At 64.8% G+C, this 19,366-nt stretch carries 21 protein-coding genes and 1 tRNA gene; 9 read left to right on the top strand and 13 right to left on the bottom strand.

Going from position 1 to position 19,366, the window contains the following annotated elements; all coding sequences use genetic code 11:
• Positions 1 to 36 precede the first annotated feature (36 nt).
• On the bottom strand, positions 37 to 1,530 hold the full coding sequence (locus MCBMB27_RS27580) for an AMP nucleosidase (protein WP_043383644.1): 1,494 nt from the start codon (positions 1,528 to 1,530) through the stop codon (positions 37 to 39).
• A 113-nt stretch (positions 1,531 to 1,643) separates the two neighbouring features.
• Between MCBMB27_RS27580 and tsaA the strand changes: the two genes are divergently transcribed.
• Together tsaA and MCBMB27_RS27570 are read left to right on the top strand one after the other, a co-directional pair.
• Positions 1,644 to 2,141 (top strand): tRNA (N6-threonylcarbamoyladenosine(37)-N6)-methyltransferase TrmO, encoded by a 498-nt coding sequence (gene tsaA / locus MCBMB27_RS27575; protein WP_043383748.1) that lies wholly within the window; start codon positions 1,644 to 1,646, stop codon positions 2,139 to 2,141.
• Complete coding sequence (locus MCBMB27_RS27570) at positions 2,138 to 2,830, top strand: SGNH/GDSL hydrolase family protein (protein ID WP_075381818.1); 693 nt, start codon at positions 2,138 to 2,140, stop codon at positions 2,828 to 2,830. Before tsaA ends, MCBMB27_RS27570 begins: the two co-directional genes overlap by 4 nt.
• Before the next feature lie 134 nt (positions 2,831 to 2,964).
• On the opposite strand, the gene guaA is transcribed toward MCBMB27_RS27570, so the two are convergent.
• From guaA to MCBMB27_RS27530, 8 genes are all read right to left on the bottom strand, one after another.
• A complete protein-coding gene (guaA, locus tag MCBMB27_RS27565; protein ID WP_075381817.1) occupies positions 2,965 to 4,521 on the bottom strand; it encodes a glutamine-hydrolyzing GMP synthase in 1,557 nt (518 codons plus the stop codon).
• Positions 4,522 to 4,733: 212 nt separating this feature from the next.
• On the bottom strand, positions 4,734 to 5,153 hold the full coding sequence (locus MCBMB27_RS27560) for a hypothetical protein (protein WP_043352116.1): 420 nt from the start codon (positions 5,151 to 5,153) through the stop codon (positions 4,734 to 4,736).
• Positions 5,150 to 5,548 (bottom strand): hypothetical protein, encoded by a 399-nt coding sequence (locus tag MCBMB27_RS27555; RefSeq protein WP_075381816.1) that lies wholly within the window; start codon positions 5,546 to 5,548, stop codon positions 5,150 to 5,152. Before MCBMB27_RS27555 ends, MCBMB27_RS27560 begins: the two co-directional genes overlap by 4 nt.
• A gap of 238 nt (positions 5,549 to 5,786) precedes the next feature.
• The gene (locus MCBMB27_RS27550; protein ID WP_075381815.1) at positions 5,787 to 7,160 is read right to left on the bottom strand and encodes an NTP/NDP exchange transporter; all 1,374 of its coding nucleotides are present in this window, start codon (positions 7,158 to 7,160) and stop codon (positions 5,787 to 5,789) included.
• Positions 7,161 to 7,266: 106 nt separating this feature from the next.
• On the bottom strand, positions 7,267 to 8,010 hold the full coding sequence (locus MCBMB27_RS27545) for an NADPH-dependent F420 reductase (protein WP_075381814.1): 744 nt from the start codon (positions 8,008 to 8,010) through the stop codon (positions 7,267 to 7,269).
• Entirely contained in the window at positions 8,000 to 8,905 is a 906-nt protein-coding gene (locus MCBMB27_RS27540; RefSeq protein ID WP_075381813.1) for an aldo/keto reductase, read from the bottom strand. Before MCBMB27_RS27540 ends, MCBMB27_RS27545 begins: the two co-directional genes overlap by 11 nt.
• 116 nt (positions 8,906 to 9,021) lie before the next feature.
• A complete protein-coding gene (locus tag MCBMB27_RS27535; RefSeq protein ID WP_043348958.1) occupies positions 9,022 to 9,360 on the bottom strand; it encodes a hypothetical protein in 339 nt (112 codons plus the stop codon).
• A gap of 74 nt (positions 9,361 to 9,434) precedes the next feature.
• Positions 9,435 to 9,890 (bottom strand): CHRD domain-containing protein, encoded by a 456-nt coding sequence (locus MCBMB27_RS27530; RefSeq protein WP_075381812.1) that lies wholly within the window; start codon positions 9,888 to 9,890, stop codon positions 9,435 to 9,437.
• Positions 9,891 to 10,149: 259 nt separating this feature from the next.
• Between MCBMB27_RS27530 and MCBMB27_RS27525 the strand changes: the two genes are divergently transcribed.
• The 6 genes from MCBMB27_RS27525 (at position 10,150) to MCBMB27_RS27500 (ending at position 15,924) form a co-directional block, all read left to right on the top strand.
• Positions 10,150 to 10,226, top strand: a tRNA-Met gene (locus MCBMB27_RS27525).
• Positions 10,227 to 10,428: 202 nt separating this feature from the next.
• The gene (locus tag MCBMB27_RS27520; protein WP_075381811.1) at positions 10,429 to 11,706 is read left to right on the top strand and encodes a tyrosine-type recombinase/integrase; all 1,278 of its coding nucleotides are present in this window, start codon (positions 10,429 to 10,431) and stop codon (positions 11,704 to 11,706) included.
• Between the two features lie 99 nt (positions 11,707 to 11,805).
• A complete protein-coding gene (istA, locus tag MCBMB27_RS27515; protein ID WP_075381867.1) occupies positions 11,806 to 13,044 on the top strand; it encodes an IS21 family transposase in 1,239 nt (412 codons plus the stop codon).
• Positions 13,044 to 13,826 carry an IS21-like element helper ATPase IstB gene (istB, locus tag MCBMB27_RS27510; RefSeq protein ID WP_170861908.1) on the top strand — a complete coding sequence of 261 codons (783 nt, stop codon included), beginning with the start codon at positions 13,044 to 13,046 and terminating at the stop codon, positions 13,824 to 13,826. The genes istA and istB overlap by 1 nt, the downstream gene beginning before the upstream one ends.
• Positions 13,827 to 14,076: 250 nt before the next feature.
• Positions 14,077 to 15,177, top strand: a complete 1,101-nt coding sequence (locus MCBMB27_RS27505) for an IS630 family transposase (protein ID WP_075381810.1) — start codon at positions 14,077 to 14,079, stop codon at positions 15,175 to 15,177.
• 180 nt (positions 15,178 to 15,357) lie between these two features.
• A complete protein-coding gene (locus MCBMB27_RS27500; RefSeq protein ID WP_075381809.1) occupies positions 15,358 to 15,924 on the top strand; it encodes an AAA family ATPase in 567 nt (188 codons plus the stop codon).
• A 1-nt stretch (position 15,925) separates the two neighbouring features.
• Here the strand turns inward: MCBMB27_RS27500 and MCBMB27_RS29900 are convergent, their stop codons facing one another.
• The 3 genes from MCBMB27_RS29900 to MCBMB27_RS27495 all read right to left on the bottom strand — a co-directional run bounded on the left by MCBMB27_RS29900 (position 15,926) and on the right by MCBMB27_RS27495 (position 18,347).
• Positions 15,926 to 16,255, bottom strand: coding sequence for a hypothetical protein (locus MCBMB27_RS29900; protein ID WP_139231629.1), 330 nt, complete (start codon positions 16,253 to 16,255; stop codon positions 15,926 to 15,928).
• A 92-nt stretch (positions 16,256 to 16,347) separates the two neighbouring features.
• On the bottom strand, positions 16,348 to 17,055 hold the full coding sequence (locus tag MCBMB27_RS29895; protein ID WP_139231628.1) for a hypothetical protein: 708 nt from the start codon (positions 17,053 to 17,055) through the stop codon (positions 16,348 to 16,350).
• A gap of 344 nt (positions 17,056 to 17,399) precedes the next feature.
• The gene (locus MCBMB27_RS27495) at positions 17,400 to 18,347 is read right to left on the bottom strand and encodes an HTH domain-containing protein (protein WP_075381808.1); all 948 of its coding nucleotides are present in this window, start codon (positions 18,345 to 18,347) and stop codon (positions 17,400 to 17,402) included.
• A 123-nt stretch (positions 18,348 to 18,470) separates the two neighbouring features.
• Between MCBMB27_RS27495 and MCBMB27_RS27490 the strand changes: the two genes are divergently transcribed.
• Positions 18,471 to 18,770 carry a nucleotide pyrophosphohydrolase gene (locus MCBMB27_RS27490; protein ID WP_075381807.1) on the top strand — a complete coding sequence of 100 codons (300 nt, stop codon included), beginning with the start codon at positions 18,471 to 18,473 and terminating at the stop codon, positions 18,768 to 18,770.
• A gap of 15 nt (positions 18,771 to 18,785) precedes the next feature.
• On the opposite strand, the gene MCBMB27_RS27485 is transcribed toward MCBMB27_RS27490, so the two are convergent.
• Positions 18,786 to 19,355, bottom strand: a complete 570-nt coding sequence (locus tag MCBMB27_RS27485; RefSeq protein ID WP_075381806.1) for a tyrosine-type recombinase/integrase — start codon at positions 19,353 to 19,355, stop codon at positions 18,786 to 18,788.
• Positions 19,356 to 19,366 lie beyond the last annotated feature (11 nt).

Below are 19,366 nucleotides of genomic sequence, written 5' to 3'. Positions count from 1 at the left end.
GGGCGCGGACCGGATGAAGACCGCGCCGGGCGCCCCTCACCTGAACGGAGGCTCATCGAAGCTGCGCAGCTTGCGCGAGTGGAGACCGTGCCGGTCGGCGCGCAGCACGTCGAGTGCCGCCAATCCCACCTGGAGATGCTCCGAGACGGCCCGGTCGTAGAAGGCATTGGCGGCGCCCGGCAGCTTGATCTCGCCGTGGAGCGGCTTGTCGGAGACGCAGAGCAGCGCGCCGTAGGGTACGCGGAGGCGGAAACCCTGCGCGGCGACGGTGCCGCTCTCCATGTCGACCGCGATCGCGCGGGACTGGTTGATCCGCCGCCGCTCCTGGCTGAAGCGCAGCTCCCAGTTGCGGTCGTCATAGGTCACCACCGTGCCGGTGCGCAGGCGCCGCTTCAGGGCATCGGCCTGCTCGCCCGTCACAGAGGCGGCGGCGCTCTGGAGCGCGACCTGCACCTCGGCCAGCGCCGGGACCGGGACGTCCGGCGGCACGAGCTCGTCGAGGATCCGGTCGCGGCGGAGATAGGCGTGCGCCAGCACATAGTCGCCGATGGTCTGCGACTGCCGCAGGCCGCCGCAATGGCCGACCATCAGCCAGCAATCCGGGCGCAGCACGGCGAGATGGTCGGTGATCGTCTTCGCGTTCGAGGGGCCGACGCCGATATTGACCAGCGTCGTGCCCTGCTGGGTCCCGTCGGCGTCGCGCGCCACCAAATGGTAGGCCGGCATCTGATGCCGGTGCCAGGGCGAGGCGGCGATCACCGCGGCGGGGTCGGCCTCGGCGGCCTCGGCGCGGCTCACGGAGACTCCGCCCGGCAGGACCAGCCGCTCGAACCCCTCCGCGCCCGAGGCCAGCCGCTCCAGGCCGTGGCGGACGAACTGGTCGACGTAGCGGTGGTAGTTGGTGAGCAGGATCCAGGGCTGGACGTCGCGCCAGTCGCAGCCGGTGTAATGGACCAGCCGCCGGAGGGAGTAATCGACCCGCACGCCGTCGAACAGCGCCAGGGGCAGCGGCTCGCCCGCCACCTGGTCGAAGGTCCCGTCGGCGATCTCGTCGCCGACGAGCGACAGGAGCGGGACCGGGAAGTAGGTGGCGAGATCCGCGCCGTCGACCGCCCGGCCGCCCGCGTCGAGCCCGGCTTCCAGCACGTAGGGATAGGGGATCTCCTGCGCGCTCAGCCCGACTTCGATGGCGATGCCGTAATCCGCGATCAGCGGCTCCAGCTGACGGGTCAGGTAGGTCCGGAAGAACGCCGGATGCGTCACCGTCGTGGCGTAGGTCCCGGCCGCCTGGAGCTTGGCGGTGGCGCGCCGGACGCGCGGCAGCGGCCCGTCCGGGCGATAGCTGATCCGCAGCTCCGGGTAGCGGAAGGCGAGCCGCTCGGTGGCGTCCGGCGGCGGCCCCCCGGCGAGGTAGCGCTCCAGGGCATTTCGCAGGGCGCCGGCCGCGTCGTCGTAGAGCTCGACCAGCCGGTCGACGGCGGTCCCGGCATCGGCCACCGCCTGCATCGGCCGCAATTCCCGCTCGATCATGTCGCCTCCGTTCCTGCTGCCGGATCTACACCCCGCACCATCCGGGGGCGAGATGCGGGGTTGCGGGCCGCGGGCACATGGCCGACAAGCCCGCCGGCGCGGAGCGAGGCGGCATGGACGCGGATGAGTTCGGAACCCGTCCCGGCGAAGTGAGGGCAGAATTGCCCACGACCTTCGATGCGGGGCTCCACTTCATCGGCCGGCTGCGCACGCCCTGGCAGGCGCGATCCGACTGTCCGAAGAATGGCCTGCAGACCGATGCGGTCTGCACCGTGGAGGTCGATCCGGCCTACGTCCCCGGCCTGCGCAACGTCACGGGCTGCACGCACCTGATCCTACTCTACTGGATGGACCGGGCGACCCGCGGCCTCGTGATCCAGCGCCCGCGCCACGCCGACGGTCCCCGCGGCACCTTCTCCCTGCGCTCGCCCGCCCGTCCCAACCCGATCGCCCTGTCGGTGGTGGAACTGCTCGGCCGCGACGGCGACACGCTCCGCGTGCGCGGGCTCGACTGCCTCGACGGCACGCCGCTCCTCGACATTAAACCCTACTACGCCTCCACGGATGCGCGGCTGGACGCGCAGGTCGACCGGGCCGGGGCCGAGCCGTGAGGCGCGTCGCCCTTCTCATCCTCGGTGGGCTCGCCCTGCTGGCGATCGGCGGTTTCGCCGGGTGGCGCCTGCATAGGCCGGCCGCCGATGCGCGGGCCTACGCGGAGATGCGCCTGATCGCCGTGCAGGTCAGCCTCGACGAGGCGCCGCCGGATTACGTGTTCTGGGCCGGCGATTCCCAGGTGGAACTGCAGCCCGGCAGCCAGCGGCCCTGCGGCCTCGACTTCCTCAACGGCGGGATCAGCGGCTCGACCGCGGCCAGCTATGCGGACCACCTCGCGCGCCTGACCTTCAAGGTCCCTCCCCGGCTCGCCGCGCTGACGATCGGGACCAACGACATCCTCGTGAAGAACAACCCGCGGCTGGACAGGCCGACGGCGCAGTTCGAAGCCGCCGCAGAGGCGATCATCAAGCGGCTCCAGACCTTGAGCCCGCGCGTCGTGGTGACGGCCCTCCCCCCGGTCGGGCGTGAGCTCGGCAAGCTCGTCGATGCCGGCGCGGTGGCAATTTACTCGCAGCGCCTGCGCAACCTGTGCGGCCGGCTCGGCTGCGTGTTCACGGACCCGTTCGCGGCCTTGCGCGACGGCGACACCGGCTACGCCAAGCCCGGTGCCCTGCGGGACGGGCTGCATCTCGCGGCGTTCCGGCCGGCGCTGAAGGCGGTCGAGCCGGCACTCTGCGGGCCGTGACGGTGCGCGGTCTGCGGCACGGCGTCCGCATCGTCCCGGCGCGCGACGCGGAGCGATCCGGGGGCGCCCCGAAGCCTGCCGTCACGCTCCCCAGAATCGTCTCGCGGCCCTCGCGATGACGGCTGCGGGCCTGCTCATTCCCACTCGATGGTGCCCGGGGGCTTCGAGGTGATGTCGTAGGTGACCCGGTTGATGCCCTTCACCTCGTTGATGATCCGGGTCGCGACCCGGCCCAGGAAGGCCATGTCGAACGGGTAGAAATCGGCGGTCATGCCGTCCACCGACGTGACGGCGCGCAGCGCGCAGACATGATCGTAGGTGCGGCCGTCGCCCATCACGCCGACGGTCTTCACCGGCAGGATCACCGCGAAGGCCTGCCAGATCGTGTCGTAGAGGCCGGCCTGCCGGATCTCGTCGAGGTAGATCGCGTCGGCCTTGCGCAGGGCCTCCAGCTTCTCGGCGGTGATCGTGCCGGGGCAGCGGATCGCCAGGCCCGGGCCCGGGAACGGGTGGCGGCCGACGAAGCCCTCGGGCAGGCCGAGTTCCTTGCCGAGGACCCGGACCTCGTCCTTGAACAGCTCGCGGAGCGGCTCCACGAGCTTCATGTCCATGCGCTCGGGCAGGCCGCCGACATTGTGGTGGCTCTTGATGGTCACGGACGGGCCGCCCGTGAACGACACGCTCTCGATCACGTCCGGATACAGCGTGCCCTGCGCCAGGAACTTCGCCCCGCCGATCTTCTTCGATTCGGCCTCGAACACGTCGATGAACAGGCGACCGATGGTCTTGCGCTTGACCTCGGGATCCGAGACGCCCTCAAGGGCCGCGAGGAACATCCCCGACGCCTCAACGTGGACCAGCGGGATGTTGTAGTGGTCGCGGAACAGGGCCACGACCTGTTCGGCCTCGCCCAGGCGCAGGAGGCCGTGGTCGACGAACACGCAGGTCAGCTGGTCGCCGATCGCCTCGTGGATCAGCACGGCCGCCACGGCGGAATCGACGCCACCCGACAGGCCGCAGATCACCTTCTCGGAGCCGACCTGCTCGCGGATCTTGGCGATGGCCTCCTCGCGATAGGCGCCCATGGTCCAGTCGCCCGAGCAGCCGGCCACGTCGCGCACGAAGTTGCGGATCAGCAGGGCGCCGTGGGGGGTGTGTGCCACTTCCGGGTGAAATTGCACCGCGTAATAGTTGCGGGTCTCGTCGGCCACCGCCGCGAAGGGCGCGTTCTTGGAGATCGCCACGGTGGTGAAGCCGTCCGGCAGCTTGGTGACGCGGTCACCGTGGCTCATCCAGACCGGGTACTTCTCGCCCTTGTGCCAGACGCCCTTGAACAGGGGGCAATCGGCCAGGATCTCGACCTCGGCCCGGCCGAACTCCGCGTGGTGTCCGCCCTCGACGGCACCGCCGAGCTGGGCCGCCATGGTCTGCTGGCCGTAGCAGATGCCGAAGACCGGGACCCCCGAATCGAACACGAGCTGGGGCGCGCGGGGCGAGGCCTCGACGGTTACCGATTCGGGGCCGCCGGAGAGGATCACGCCCTTGGGCTTCTGCTCGCGAAACGCGGCCTCGGCCTTCGTGAAGGGCACGATCTCGCAGTAGACGCCCTCCTCCCGCACCCGGCGGGCGATGAGCTGGGTCACCTGAGAGCCGAAATCGACGATCAGGATCTTGTCGTGGTCGGTGTTCATCGCGGGCGATTATCCGAAGGCCGGGGCGGGTGCAACGCACAAGTCCGGGTTGTCCGGTCTTCCGACGCGCTGACGCCGACGGAATGCCGGATTCCGCCCCTCGGTCATACGCTCTTGCATCGTCCCGGGGCCACGCGGCGCGACCCGGGACCCGAATCGGCCGATCCGGTCAGGCGCGCGACGTGGTCTCGGCTCACCCGACGCGTCGGCGCTCAGTCGAAGTTGCGGACCTTGGCCGATCCGCCGAGGCTGATCGCGGGCTTCGCGGCGGCGCCGGCGAGGCTCACCTTCTTCTGGCCGGGCGGAGTCTTGGCCCGCAGCTGGGGAGCCGGCTCGGGCGCCGGCCGCGACGGCTTCAGGTGCGCCTGTCCGTGGATCACCGAGCCGATCTCGCCCGCCACGCGGATGAGGTCGTCGCGCTCGCAGGAGCGGGCGACCTTCAGCCCGAGCTTGTGCATGTGGCTCTTGCCATAGAGGTAGGTGGCCAGCTGCGCGCGCTTCAGCGGCGGGATCTGCTCCAGGATCAGCGGCAGGTCGAAATCGTCGGCCCGGTAGACGGAGCCCAGGACCTCGAGGGTTACCGGGCAATCGACTTCGGGCTCGGCGCCGCTGGTCGGATGCGCTTGCGTCATGGATGCCTCTCGGAGGTCGATGGATCGGGATGCGGGTCGGATGCCCCGGAGCCGGGGTCCAGTTCAACCCCTATCGGAACGGTGAGGTTCGCAATCCGGTCCTCCGTCGGCGCCGGAGCCGGGCTCGGGGCCGGGACGGTCTCAGGTTTCCAGGCACCGAGGCAGCCGGTGCAGACGGATTCGATCACCGCACGGGCATGGGCCTGCCGGCGCGCCCAGAGCATCTCCCGGGCCACGCGCGCGGCCTCGGCGTCCGGTAGGGGGCGGATGCGGATGTAGAGCGGCTCCTGCGCGGCGACTGGAGCCGGCGTCACGGCGAGGAGCCCGAGCACGGCCATCGCGGGCTCGGCGGTGCGCCACCAGCGCCGCGGCGCCGACCATGCGGGTCCCGCCATGTCTCTCTCCCGCCCGGACCGAGCGCGATACGTCGCCCGTCAGGGTAAACCGCCTCTTAACGGACCGCCGCCGCCGCGCGGAACTTCACACGGCCATGCCGGTAGAACCAGAGGGGGCCGAGCGGGAGATGGCTTGATGCCTCAGATGTTCGACTGGATCTTCTTCGCGATCATGCTGCCGTTCCCGGCCTACCTGGTCTGGGACTTCATGCGGCACCGGTAGGCCGGCCCGCGTCGCTCACCGGCCGGGCGAAGCCGCCCCACGACCGAACGGCATGGGCCGCGCTGACTCACCGACCGGCTCCGTCGCCTGCTCGTCCCGGCGCCGGTCCTGTGCGCGCCCGAGCCAGAGGCTGTTCACGAGCCACGCCACCGAGAGCGGGATCGCGGCGCCCGCCACGCCGGCGCTGCCGAATCCGACGCCCTGGATGCCCGTGAACGACCATGCGCCGACTTGGTCGCCCAGGCGGTAGACCACCGTGTCGATGAAGCTCTTGGCCTTGTAGCGATCCTCCCGCGGGACGACGGTGAACAGCACCTCGCGCACCGGTCGCGCGATGGCGAAGTTGCCGGCCCGGCGCAGGACTTGGAACGCGACGATCACGCCGATCGTGGGCCAGACGGCGAGCGCCGCGAAGCCGAGGATGCTGAAGGCCGGCAGGATCGCCAGCGTCAGGGCGACGCCGATGCGATTCACGATCCGGCCGGTGAGGAACAGCTGGATTCCCAGCGTCAGGACGTTCACCGCGAGGTCGACGCTGGCGAAGAAGGCGGTCTGCGCACCCCGGTCCGGGAAGCTCCGCTTGGCGATGCCCGCCTGCTCGAAATACAGGAAGGTCGAGGTCACCGAGAACAGCAGCAGGAACAGCGAGATGTTGAGCAGGTAGGGGGACGCGAAGGTCCGCGTGACGCCGGCGAGCACGCTGCCGCCGATCGTCCGATCCTGCCCGTCATCGGCGCTGCGGTCGCGGCCCGGCACCTCGTGCAGCTGCGTCGACAGGGCCGCGAGACCGCGCATGCAGAATACGGCGATCTCGAGGAGCACCACCGCGCAGAGCATCAGGCCCCAGGTCGGGACGTTCTTGGCGAGGATCGCGGTGGTCGCCGAACCCGCGATGGCGCCGAGCGTCGCGCCGGCTGCGATGAAGCCGAACAGGCGCTTGCCCTGGGCGTTCGAGAACACGTCGACGATCGTCGCCCAGAAGATCGAGACCACGAACAGGTTGAAGATCGACAGCCAGACGAAGAACACCCGGCCGATCCACACGCCCCACTCGGCGGGGGCGAGATAGAGCGTCAGCGCGAAGGCCAGGATGTTGGCCGCGAAGAACCGGTAGGTGATCGGCACGAACCGCGCCCGCGGCATCCGCTTCACCAGGTAGGCGAAGGGCAGGTTGAGGGCGAGCATGCCCACCAGGGTGGCGGTGAACAGCCAGGGCAGGTTTTCGATGCCGCCGGCGACGCCCATCTGATCCCGGATCGGGCGCAGGACGTAGTAGGCGGCCAGGATCGAGAAGATGTAGGCCCAGGACCACGCCAGCGCCCGACCCTCGCCGGGCTGAACGTCGATCAGGCGCGCGAGCGTGCCGCGGGCGGGTGCGGGTTCAGACATGGGCCGATCTCACCGGAATGGGCTTTCCCTCTGGCAAGCCTCCCTCACGGAGACTCGGTCCGACCCGTCGCCTCCGCACGGCGTGGCGACGGATCGGATGACGCCCCTACTGCGCCAGTCCGAGTTTCTGGCGCATCTCCGCCGCGGTCACGTCGTGACCGAAGCCCTGGGAGCCCATGGCGAACTTGTCGGCCTCCTTGAGCGGACCGACCACCACCGGATCGAAGCCGGCGTCGCGGACGAGGCCCTCGGCGACCTTCAGAGCCTCCGGGTCATCCCCGGCGATCGGGATCGCCATCCGTCCGCCCGCGCGACCCTTGCCGCCATCGGCGCCTTCCTTGGCGAAGACCTTGTAGTTGGCCGCATTGAAGGCGCGCACGAGTTTGGCGCCGGGAAAGTACTTGGCCGAGGTGGCGCCGATCCCACTGGCCTGGACCTCGTCGTAGAGCGCGCCGTCGCGCTTCTGCGTGGCGTTGCCGGCGTCGAGGACGACTTTGCCGTTGAGAGCCGGGCCGATCTCCTTCGCGAGATCCGGATAGGCCTTGTAGGGGACGGCGATGAACACGGCATCGCCGAACTTGATCGCCTCCTCGGGCGTGCCGGCCTTGGCGTTCGGTCCCAGCTCCGAGACCATCGCCGCCAGCTGCTCCGGGTGGCGGGAGGCGAACATCACCTCGTGGCCGTCCTTGACCCAGAGCGTCCCGATCGTACCGCCGATATTTCCGGCCCCGATGACGCCGATCCGGATCTTTTTCGGGCCGTCCTGGGCCAGCGCGGGCATGGCCGCGGCGACGGCGAGTCCGGCCGCGAGGGCGAGCGCCGCGCGGCGCGAGGTGAGATCAGACCGCATCGATGAACATCTCCATCTGCTTGCGCTGCGCCGCATCCGGGAGCTTGCCCCGCGCGGCGCCGAGGTTGTCCTCGACATAGGCGGCCTTCGCCATGCCGGGGATCGGGCAGGTCACGGCCGGATTGCCGAGCACGTATTTCAGGAAGACCTGCGGCCAGCTCGCGCAGCCGAGGTCCCTGGCGAAAGCCGGCAGTTCCTTGCCCTGGACCGCCTTGAACAGGCGGTCGCGGCCGAACGGCACGTTGGTCATCACCGCCACGCCGCGGTCCGCGGCGAGCGGGATCACGCGCTCGGCGGCGGCACGGTTGTCGATGGCGTAGTTCACCTGGATGAAGTCGAGCGTCTCGTGCTTCATGACGGCTTCGAGCGCGTCGAGCTGGTTGTCGCGCCAGACCGTGACGCCGACATAGCGGATGCGTTTGCGATCCTTCAGATCCCGCAGAATCGCCAGATTCTTGGTCACGTCGATCAGATTGTGGACCGCCACGAGATCGAGTGTATCGACCTTCATCCGCTTGAGCGACTGCTCGAACTCCGCCAGCGTCGCATCGCGGCCGGTCGTGTCGACCTTGCTGGCGAGGAAGACTTTCTGGCGCAGGCCGGGCTCCGCCAGGATCAATCCGAGGACGTCCTCGGCGGTCCCGTAGCTCGGGGCCGTGTCGATCACCGAGCCGCCGAGGGCGACGAAGGTCTTCACCGCCTCCTTCAGCGGCGCCACCGCGTCGGGCGTCGGCTCGACCTCGTAGCGTCGGGACGTGCCGATCCCGATGGCCGGAAGCATCTCGCCGGTGGAGGGGATCGGGCGGCGGATCAGCGGCTCCGCCGCGGTGACGAGTCGCCCTGCGAGCGGGGCGAGGGCCGCTGCGGCGATGACGGCGCGACGGGATACGGGCATGGCCGGCCTCGGACGAAATCACGACCCAGCGGAAGATAGGGCGGCTTCGGCCTGTGTGCATTCATAATTCTCACGCTTGCGTGAGCACGACGCAACGGCCGGCCGCGGGCAGAAGGCTAATCCTCCTCGGGCGGATCCTCGAACTCCGCACCCTCGGTGTCGGGGGCGATGCGGAACCGATATTCGTCGATCGTCAAAAACGCCCGGTGGGCCGCCTGCGGGTCGATCCCGTCGCGGACCACGAGGGTCTGGAAGTCGATGAAGAGGCGGGCGATGCGCGCCTCTTCCGACAGGGCGGCCAGGGCGGACGAGCTGGCGCCGGCGCGCATCATGTAGCGCTTCGCCTCGCCCGCCGTGTCGGGTGCGGGCAGGACGACGACCTGCCCGGCGGTTTCCGGCTTCAGCTCTGCCCAACGCAGGGGCGTCCAGGCGATGATGGCGTCGATCTGCTTCATCGAAAGCTCCGGCAGGAGGATGGGATCCGCCTACCGGGCGCGATCGGGAACGTCGAGGCTCTCGCCATTCCCGATCAGGGCGCGCGCTCCAGCTGGCCGCGGATCTCACCCTTCGGGTTCGCGGCGGTGTGAAGGTTGAAGTAGATGCGGCCCGCAGCGAGATCGGCGGCCTTCGCGTCGTCGAGGATCGCCTCGCCGGAGAAGGGACTGCTCGCTGCCGTCACCGGAACCAGCACGCCAGCATTCTCACCGGCCTTGGCCGGACCATGGAAATGGGCGGCCGTGACCGGGCCGGTGAGACCGCTGTATCGTCCCGACCAACTGAGGCGTTTGGCGGCGGGATCGAAGGTCGCGGTGATGTCGCCCGTGCCGGCGCCTGTGGTCGCCGGGACCTCGCTGCTGCCGGTGAGGGCCGCGCGATAGGTGGCGTCGTTGCCCGCCGCGATGGCCGGGCCGGCGAGGAGCGGCACGCCCAGGACGAGAAGGGCGGCGAGGCTGATGCTCCGACGATTGTTCGTGCGCGCTGTCATCGAACGCTCCGCGATGTGACGGGCCTTCAGGCGGCCCGTGTGTCAACCTAGCGGGCTTCGACGGACCGCACATGGCCGCCGCATCGGCAACGGTCGACTTCCGGTGACAGCCGGGCTGTCCCGTCCGCGATCGGCGGGACATGGATCGAGCCCGATCCGGACACGCGCTTTGCGCACCCAAAACCGTTGACAGCGAGCGTCCGCTCTTCCTATACCGCGGCCACTGCACGCATCGTCCTCGCGGACGGTCGTGCCGCGTGGCGGGGTAGCTCAGCTGGTTAGAGCAGAGGAATCATAATCCTTGTGTCGGGGGTTCAAATCCCTCCCTCGCTACCAATTTTATGTAACCCCGCTAAGCACTTAGCGGGGTTTTTCATTGCCTTGCTCTCTGCGGATTTCGGCTTTAAATCCTAGAACAGCGCTAGCGCAGCCGAAAAAATTGTCGTGCAGGCGTAACAGTTTGCTGGGGGCTCACGGAGCACCCTAGCGCACTTCTAGCGCAGTCATCCGCACCGCAGTAACCAGACAGGGCCGCATCGTGAGCACCCCTGGCAACGTCCAAACCGAGCGCTACCAGCTGTTCCAGCGCGCCGGCAGCACCAAGTGGCAGGTGCGCTTCAGCATCAAGGGCCAGGGGCAGTTCAAGCGATCCCTGGACACCGACGACCAGCGGGAAGCCGAACGGCGTGCCGACGCCATCTGGTACGAGGCCACCTACAGGGCCAAGCAGGGGCTCACGGCCAAGACGCACGCCTTCGAGAGCGTAGCTGAGGCCTACATCGCGCAGATCCTGCGTGAGGTGGAGCGCGGTGAACGTCGCGCTGACCAGGGCAAGAGCGAGCCCGCCGTGATTCGCCGCTACTTCATCGGCTACTTTGGTCAGAAATCCATCGACGCGGTCACCGAGACGGATCTGGAGCGCTACGCGGAGTGGCGGCGCACCTACTGGACCGAGGGTCCTAGCAAGCTCATCACGCATATAGAGTACGAGCGCGACGGACACCGCTTGCGCCGGCCTGTACGGCGATCCGCGCCGTCTCTGAGCCGCCAACGCGGGGAGAGCGTGGTGCTGCGGGCGCTGCTGCGCTGGGCCTCACGACAGGGCTACCTGAAGACCCCGCCGGATATCAGCATCAAGGCCCGCCGTTCGCCTGACAACCGGCGGCCGAGCTTCGAGCCACACGAGTTCGCCAAGCTGGAGGCGGTGAGCCTCAGCCGGCTGGTGGACCCCATCATGGATGGCACCGGCGAGGAGGTCCGGGCCAGCGATCGGCGCAGCTGGCGCATCAAGCGGCTGGATGATCACACCCGGCGCGATCGCACCGTGCTGCACGCGTACGTGATGATCGGTGCGTTCTCCGGACTGCGTCCCACAGAGATGTACAACCTCACTTGGGGCGATGTGCTAGGTTACCGCGCCGGCAGGAAAAAGAGCGTGGATGATCGCGACATCCGGCTGCAAGTGCGTGGCAAGGGCAAGAGCGGCAAGGCCATCCCGCAGAAGGCCGCGATCCCGTGGTTCGACACCCTGTGGATGCTGTTCGAGCGGAGCCTCGGCCGAGAGCCCGCTGATGCTGACCCGGTGTTTGCGAGCGAGCAAGGCAAGCGCATCACCTCGGTCGCCAACGGCTTCACCGAATTGGTAAGAGCTGCGGGCCTGGAGCGGGATCACCGCGGTATAAAGCGAACCCCCTACTCGCTCCGGCACTTCTACATCAGCGAGCAGCTGGCGAACGGAGCCGAGGTGCTCGACGTGGCTCGGAACTGCCGGACCTCGCTCGCCATTGTCAGGCGACACGGCAAACTGACCCCCTGACGCCATGAGGACCTGACCCCCTCGATGAGCGAGGAGGTCGAGATGATCAGGAACGAAGATCAGGCTCTTCAGCGGACAGACGATCCGCGGAGGGCCGAGATGAAGACGCCGGACGACGTATCGGCGATGGTGCGGCTGAAGGCGCTGGGCTGGGGTGCCAAGCGGATCGCGACCGAGCTCGGCTGTTCGAAGAACACGGTCAAGCACTGGCTCCGTCAGGGTGATTGGCGCCCCTCTAAAACGCCTTCACGATCGAAGCGGCTCGACGGCTTGACGGACTGGTTGGCCGAACGGTTCCGGCAGCATGCCGGCAACGCCGACGTCGTGCGCCAGGACCTCGCCAACGAGAAGGACATCCACGTCAGCCTGCGCACCGTGGAACGGGCTGTGGCGCCGTTGCGGCGGGACCTGGTGATCGCCGCGCGGGCGAGCGTGCGGTTCGAGACGCGGCCAGGCGAGCAGATGCAGATCGACTTCGGCGAGCGGCGGATCGAGATCGGCGGTGTGCCAACCCGGGTCTCGCTGTTCGTTGCGACGCTCGGTTACTCGCGTCGACTGCACGTGCGCGCCTTCGGCCACGAGCGGCAGGAGGACTGGTTCGCCGGATTGGAGAGCGCCTTCCAGGCCTTCGGCGGTGTGCCGCGTGAGGTGCTGCTCGACAATGCCCGCGCCCTGGTCCTGCACCATGACCCGATCAGCCGCGAGGTCATCCTGCATCCGCGGTTGCACGCCTTCTCCCGGCATTGGGGCTTCCGGGTGCGGGCCTGCGCCCCGTACCGGGCGCGCACGAAGGGCAAGGACGAGCGCGGCGTTGGCTACGTCAAAAGGAACGCTGTAGCCGGCCACCGCTTCGCGAGCTTTGCCGCCCTGGAGGCGCATCTCGATGCCTGGACGCGGGATGTGGCCGACCGGCGCGCGCACGGCACGACCGGTGAGGCGCCGGGCGCGCGGTTCGCCCGGGACGAGGCCCGGGCGCTGCAGCCCCTGGCGGGCGTGCCGCCGTTCTCCGCCGCACGCGATCTCGTGCGCCGGGTCGGGGCAGACTGCGCGGTCAGCGTCGACGGCAACGCCTACTCGGTGCCGTGGCGGCTGATCGGCGAGCGGGTTCGCGTCACCGTGAGCGGAGCGGTGGTGCGCGTCCACCACGGCGGACGTGAGGTCGCCGTGCACGCCGCGTTGAAGGGGCGCCACGGCCGTGTCGTCGACGATGCCCATCTGGCCGGGCTTGTGGGTAGCCGAGAGCGACCGGCTCACCGGCTCGACCCGTCGCCCATCATGCCGCCGGCGCTGTTGCGGCCGCTGGCCGAGTACGAGGCGGTCGCCGGGGGAGGCTTCTGATGGACCATGACCACCTCACCCTGCTGCTCGACCGCCTGAAGCTGACGGCCATGCGCGATCAGCTCGATAGCCTGATCGACGAGGCCGGCCGGGGCGAGCTGACGATCCGTGAGGCGCTGACCCTGTTCTGCGAGCGTGAGGTCGCTCGGCGTGACCAGCGCCGCATCGACATGGCCTTTGGTCTGGCTCGCTTCCCCTTCGTGCGGGACCTGACCGGCTTCGACTTCGGCGCCCAACCCTCGCTGGACAAGGCGCAGATCCGTGAACTCGCCACCGGCCGCTTCATCGCCAATGGCGAGGCGGTGCTGTTCCTCGGGCCGCCCGGCGTGGGCAAGACGCACTTGGCGGTGGCGATCGGGCGCGCGGCGATTGTGGCCGGCTATGGCGTGCTGTTCACCCCGGCCACGACGCTCGTGGCGCAGCTGGCCAAGGCGCATGCTGAGGGTCGGTTGGAGGAGCGGCTGACGCACTACGCCAAGCCGAAACTGCTGATCATCGACGAGCTCGGCTATCTGCCGTTCGAGCCGGATGCCGCGCATCTGTTCTTCCAGCTCGTCAGCCGCCGCTACGAGCGGGGCGCGATGCTGGTGACGTCGAACCGAGCGGTAGGCGAGTGGGGGAGCGTGTTCGGCGATGCGGTGGTGGCCACCGCGATCCTCGATCGGCTGCTGCACCACAGCCACGTCGTCACCATCCGCGGCGACAGCTACCGGCTTCGTGAGAAGCGTCGCAGCGGCCTCCTGCAAAAGGCGGCTGCGGTCCCCCAACCCACACCCGTCTAGGCGTGTGAAATTAGCATAGGGGTCAGATCCTCATGACGCGAAGAGGTCAGTTCCGGATGTCGCTTGATAGCCATGATCGACAAGCACTACGGCCAGGTGCGGCTTGAGCGTGTGGTGGACCGGCTCCGCCCAGAGTGGACCCGAGCGTGACCGCAAGCGGCGCGATTCCCGGAGGCTCACTGCCTACGCGCTAGTGTCCTGATCGCGAAGTTTCTACGATCATGGAGATGATGATCGGAGAGACGGCGCGATGGGTAAGGCCGCGGTTGGCATCGACCTGACAGAGCCAGAACGGCGCGAACTGGAGTCGCTGGCCCGGGCTCAGAAGACCGGACAGGCGCTGGCGCGGCGGGCCCGGATCGTGCTCGCGGCGGCCTCGGGGCTTGAGAACAAGGCGATCTGCACGGCGGTCAATGCGGATGCCAACACGGTCTCGAAGTGGCGGCGACGCTTTGCTGAACGCAGGCTCGACGGGCTCCTGGACGAACCCCGTCCAGGCGCACCGCGCACGATCGGCGACGATGAGATCGCCGAGACCATTCGCCTGACGCTGGAGACGAGGCCGCCCGGCGCGACCCACTGGTCACTGCGCTCCATGGCTGAGGCGGTGGGCTATGCCCCCTCGACGATCCATCGCATCTGGCAGGCCTTCGGTCTGCAACCCCACCGCAGCGAGACCTTCAAGCTCTCCACCGATCCGCTGTTTGTCGAAAAGGTGCGCGATATCGTCGGGCTCTACCTCAGCCCCCCTGACAGGGCGCTGGTACTATGTGTCGACGAGAAGTCCCAGATCCAGGCGCTGGACCGGACCCAGCCCCTCCTGCCGATGCGGCCCGGTCAAATCGAGCGCCGTAGCCACGACTATACGCGTCACGGCACGACCTCACTGTTTGCCGCCCTCGACATCGCCACCGGCGCTGTCCTCGGCCGCTGCTACCCGAAGCACCGCTCCAGCGAGTTCCGCAAGTTCCTCGACCAGATCGAGGCCAACGTGCCCGCCGATCTCGACGTTCATCTCGTCATGGACAACTACGCCACCCACAAGACCAAGCCGATCCGCGACTGGCTGGCCAAGCGGCCGCGCTGGCACGTTCACTTCACTCCTACCGGAGCCTCGTGGATCAATCAGGTCGAGCGCTTTTTCGCGCTCCTGACCGACAAGCAAATCCGGCGCGGGGTCCATCGCTCGACCGAGGCGCTCGAGCGCGACATCCGCGCCTTCATCGACGCCCACAACGTCGATCCAAAGCCGTTCCGCTGGACCAAAACCGCAGACGATATCCTCGCCGCCATCCAACGCTTCTGCCTCCGCACCCTCCAAGCCGGAGAGACTAAGGAATCAGGACACTAGCGCAATGTCGGGATTGCAGTTGCATCGTTGTCACCGATGCCTTTCTTCAAAAAAGCTGCGGCGACATGGAAACGGATAACGGTAAAAGCCACACTGATGTCGAGCAATCTATCAAATGGAGTTGGATCCCAGCGGAAATAGGAATAAGCTGGATTTACGACCCACAGCAGCGGCTTCGACGTGTCAAAAAATCGACTTTTCGTTGGAGTTACGGGAGCTCAAGGTGTTGGAAAGTCGACTTTTGCGGCAAATCTGAGGATGCAACTGGAGCAGCTTATCGATGTTCCGATCTATTTGATAGACGGATTGGGTGAAAAGCTCAAAAATAAAAATATACCGTTCGGAAGCGCGGCCACACCTGATAGTATAGCTGCAGCTTACAGCATTCACATTCAGCGGGAGCTGGATGCGCCGTCGGGTATTATAGTCCTTGACCGCTGTATAATTGACGCTATTGCCTATGTTAGATCACTGCGCGTCACGTCAAGCCAACAAACTGAGCTATTTGAAGTTATTACTCGATGTCGAGCGGCCGATCTTGATTTACTTGTCCATCTACAGATGACACACCCTTTCGCACAGTCAGCAGCAGACCACGAAAGCGCCGAACTCCGAGAGGAAGTTGGAGCTCAGATCCTCAAAGCCATAGACGAATTGAAATTAAATCACATATCGATCAACGCGGCCGACGAAAGCGCCGTCGACCGCGTAAGTCGAGTCATCGTAGAGAAAGTAGGCAGAACCTAGTTCAGGAGAGCCATTCCTGCACAGCCTCAGATATTTCGGCCAATCCGGCCACAGTGCCTACGACGCTACCCAGACCCTTCAACGCTGCGAGAACACCTTTTCGGCTCTCGGGGCCAGGTTTGGTGGCCGCAGCTTCGACTGCACCAGCAACCTTTTCGCGCTCGGGTGACGGAATCTCTGCGGAAGAAGCAAATTGAAGCACTCGATCGAGCATTGCTTGATCCGAGGATTTTGGAAGGCTCTGGACTGCAGAAACGGCCTCAGCGACAATATCGCCTCCGGCTACGTTCTGAGCGTTGAGATCCCTGCCGACGTTGAACGTGTTGCCCATGTGTTTGTAATCTCCTTGAATGATTAACTTGGTTACAGGCCCAAATCCCAACAGATCCTGCTGAGAAAATTGCTCACGAAATTCGATCTGCCTTAGTGCCCGTATAAGTTGGTCCCTTCGGCAGCTGCAAGCAGTCTTTTTCGAAGATGTCCCTTTGCGCCCGCCTCGACGAATCGATGCCGAACCACCTCTGTAAAATCGCTATTTTCATCGCTTTTTGCTGCCATAGATGACAGAAGAATATCTTGGACTGATGCATCTGATTCATCGTCATACCAATCAAGAGCAATGTTATGAAGGGGAGGAGCCATTCGTTCAGCAAGCCCGGCTGCAAGTCCTTCGCGTGCTGACGCTGACTTTTCTTTAGTCCGGTACTCCTCGATTATAGCTAGATCCTGACCGCCCAGATTCGGCGATTGGAGAAGTAATCTGTATAACCACTTCCGTGCGTTTTCAGGTTTTTTCAAGAATTGATCGGGAGCTATACGTAAATCCGGAAAGCCAAGATCAGGCCTTTCCCACAATGCCCAAACCGAATATTCGGCAAGCATCGGTGACTCGTGCTGGTTCAGTTCGCCGAGAAAGATCCTGTTATCGTATCTGGGACTAAACATATCCTCGGGAGCTTTATCATATCCAGCTAGAAATATCGCCCACTTTAAGGTAATTTCATCATCCGTTAATGAAACAGTTGTCGGCTGCCAATGGTGGTTGATCCAATGATGCGGAGCGTAGAGACGGGCGGCTAGCCAGAATGGTGTACTCCGCTCGACCCCGGCATCCGCGCAAAGTTCAGCCATGCTGCGATCGCCCGCAGTCGCGATCAAAGCGGCTGTGCCCCACGTCTGAGCTTCGAAGTCATCTTCGATCCTAAGTCGATCCAATAATCTCGGGGTATCATCTCGATGTGCGATAAGACCGAGAGCCTTCATGGACCAACGGCGCAACAAAACATCTGCTGACCACAAATGACTGTGCATCAATTGACGATGCTCACTTGGGTCGCGAAGCTTCTTTCCGGCTTCATAATGGCTGCAGAGCCGCTGCAGCGCTTTCTTTATGACCCGCGGAGAGCTGCCAAGACTTAGTTCGTACCTAAGAGCGTAGGCTTCAGGGTCGGCAATATAGCGTCCTATTATCCTAGTCACTTAGGGGCGCCCGCGCGTATTAGCTCCCTTACGTGGTCCTGCTGAAACAGAATCCTCGATGTTGCATCATAATCTGATATGTTGTTCGTAGGATTTATGGCATCAACCCACCGGAGGTCGTTGATCGAGAGAGCAGATTTCGAAGGTAAGAAATCATCGGGGCACTGATAGCCCATCACGACATGTACAACTTTTGGTATTGCGTCTGGTACAAGAACACCAATGTATGGCCTAACCTGATTTGTGTATCGGGCTACTTCTGCTAATCGATTGGGCAATCCAATTCCATAACGAAGCTCGTTGATGCCGTTTCCGATGATGCCATACATACTGTGATAGAGCATATCGTTGTCATCGGGGAAAATGGCGCCTCCGACTCCTATGCTTCTTGTGCCATAAAGCGGATCGGTACTTGGAAAATACTTTCCGCACCTAAAGGAAAGTACCATTCCATTCTGATGTACTACAACAAAGCTATGTACAACAATCGAAGACTCGCTACGCATGGCATAATCTACCGATCGATAGGAGTATCGACCTGCCCGCAATACATCAAGTAATCGGCTTACCGACAGTGTTTGTTTGTCGGGTCGAAGGTCAGAAGTAAAATCTAAGTCTACAATTAAAACTGAGTCTCTTTTCAGTTCTTTGCGGCGGCGGGGCGCGAGGAACTTATCTCTAGAAATGAGCGGGATAGTTGGGTCTAATCTAAATTCCTCCAGAAAAAATACGCCGGGCGCAGTTCGAAAAAATCGGCTATCATCAGGATTGGACGAGATATCTTCACTGAGGCGAGCGTGAAGTGTCTTGTCTTGCCGTGATCCGTGAAGATGAGGTGGTAAAAGACCAGCAGCGTAAGCCTCGATAATGATCTCACGTGGCCTCATTGGCCGTCGTACCACTTGAAAAATTCGTTCCGCGATGTTCAGGTACGCGTCAGCCACTGTGTGTCTCGATGGCATTGTTACGGCGAGCCATCACAGGGCTGCCTTATGACACTTATTCAGCCACGCTAGCATAAATCTGCTGCAGAGGATAGGATCGAGCGTCGAGAAGCGGGCTGGGATATGAACAGTTTAATCGCGCGACTTCGCCGTTTTCGCGACGAAAGAGGATGGGACAAATTTCACTCTCCCAAGAACCTTGCCGTTTCAGTTAGCATAGAGGCAGCAGAACTTCTCGAGCTCTTTCAGTGGAGCAGCAATGGCGATCTCGATCCGGAACGCAGCAAAAACGATGTTGCAGCCGAGGCGGCGGATGTAATCATATATGCACTAATGATACTAGATAAATACGGTTTAGATCCCGAAGTAGAAATTAATAAGAAAATTGACGCAAATGCTGTAAAGTATCCAAAGATAATATAGATAATCTCAGTGTTGTCAAAGGACCTCGACCGCAGCGCGCATCATCTCGTCGTTGACGTCGATGTAGCGTTGTGTGGTTGAAAGATGCCGGTGACCGGCCAGCATCATGATGGCCTTCGGCGAGATTCCAGAGTGAGCGAGGCGGGTGATGAACCACCGCCTGCCGCTGTGACTGGATCCACCGTCCAGGCCAGCTTGATTGTACCATTTGCACATGAGCTGACACAGCGTGTTGGCGCTGAAGGCCGTGCGCTTCTGGGTGATCAGCACGGGCTGCCTCAGGTTGGGAGGGGCGGACAGGCTAGCTCGGAACTGCTCGATCTCGCGTTGAAGGCGAGCGTTCATGAAAACCACACGCGCGTGCCCACCCTTGGTTACGGTCGCACTCAGCCGGAGCTGCTCACGTACCCTCCCCTCGCCGTCGAGGAGATCGCCCCACCGAAGCGATGCGATCTCTCCTACTCGTAGGCCCGCCAGGTAGCTGAGCATCAGCGCAGCTCGATTCCGAGGGCCATGCCTCCCCTGCCCTACCACCGCCACCAACCGCTTGAGCTCCGCCTCTGTGGGCACGCGCGCCTGCTTCATTGAAACCTCAC

Source organism: Methylobacterium phyllosphaerae, assembly GCF_001936175.1.
Taxonomy (GTDB): Bacteria; Pseudomonadota; Alphaproteobacteria; order Rhizobiales; family Beijerinckiaceae; genus Methylobacterium; species Methylobacterium fujisawaense.
The sequence above is the reverse complement of the archived record's forward strand: the minus strand, read 5'-3'. Positions and strand labels throughout refer to the sequence as shown.

Coding starts and splice junctions, on each gene's coding strand:
- MCBMB27_RS27580 (WP_043383644.1), bottom strand. CDS start 1,530: ATGATCGAGCGGGAATTGCGGCCGATGCAGGCGGTGGCCGATGCCGGG.
- tsaA (WP_043383748.1), top strand. CDS start 1,644: ATGGACGCGGATGAGTTCGGAACCCGTCCCGGCGAAGTGAGGGCAGAA.
- guaA (WP_075381817.1), bottom strand. CDS start 4,521: ATGAACACCGACCACGACAAGATCCTGATCGTCGATTTCGGCTCTCAG.
- MCBMB27_RS27560 (WP_043352116.1), bottom strand. CDS start 5,153: ATGACGCAAGCGCATCCGACCAGCGGCGCCGAGCCCGAAGTCGATTGC.
- MCBMB27_RS27555 (WP_075381816.1), bottom strand. CDS start 5,548: ATGGCGGGACCCGCATGGTCGGCGCCGCGGCGCTGGTGGCGCACCGCC.
- MCBMB27_RS27550 (WP_075381815.1), bottom strand. CDS start 7,160: ATGTCTGAACCCGCACCCGCCCGCGGCACGCTCGCGCGCCTGATCGAC.
- MCBMB27_RS27545 (WP_075381814.1), bottom strand. CDS start 8,010: ATGCGGTCTGATCTCACCTCGCGCCGCGCGGCGCTCGCCCTCGCGGCC.
- MCBMB27_RS27540 (WP_075381813.1), bottom strand. CDS start 8,905: ATGCCCGTATCCCGTCGCGCCGTCATCGCCGCAGCGGCCCTCGCCCCG.
- MCBMB27_RS27535 (WP_043348958.1), bottom strand. CDS start 9,360: ATGAAGCAGATCGACGCCATCATCGCCTGGACGCCCCTGCGTTGGGCA.
- MCBMB27_RS27530 (WP_075381812.1), bottom strand. CDS start 9,890: ATGACAGCGCGCACGAACAATCGTCGGAGCATCAGCCTCGCCGCCCTT.
- istA (WP_075381867.1), top strand. CDS start 11,806: ATGAAGACGCCGGACGACGTATCGGCGATGGTGCGGCTGAAGGCGCTG.
- istB (WP_170861908.1), top strand. CDS start 13,044: ATGGACCATGACCACCTCACCCTGCTGCTCGACCGCCTGAAGCTGACG.
- MCBMB27_RS27505 (WP_075381810.1), top strand. CDS start 14,077: ATGGGTAAGGCCGCGGTTGGCATCGACCTGACAGAGCCAGAACGGCGC.
- MCBMB27_RS29900 (WP_139231629.1), bottom strand. CDS start 16,255: ATGGGCAACACGTTCAACGTCGGCAGGGATCTCAACGCTCAGAACGTA.
- MCBMB27_RS29895 (WP_139231628.1), bottom strand. CDS start 17,055: ATGGCTGAACTTTGCGCGGATGCCGGGGTCGAGCGGAGTACACCATTC.
- MCBMB27_RS27490 (WP_075381807.1), top strand. CDS start 18,471: ATGAACAGTTTAATCGCGCGACTTCGCCGTTTTCGCGACGAAAGAGGA.
- MCBMB27_RS27485 (WP_075381806.1), bottom strand. CDS start 19,355: ATGAAGCAGGCGCGCGTGCCCACAGAGGCGGAGCTCAAGCGGTTGGTG.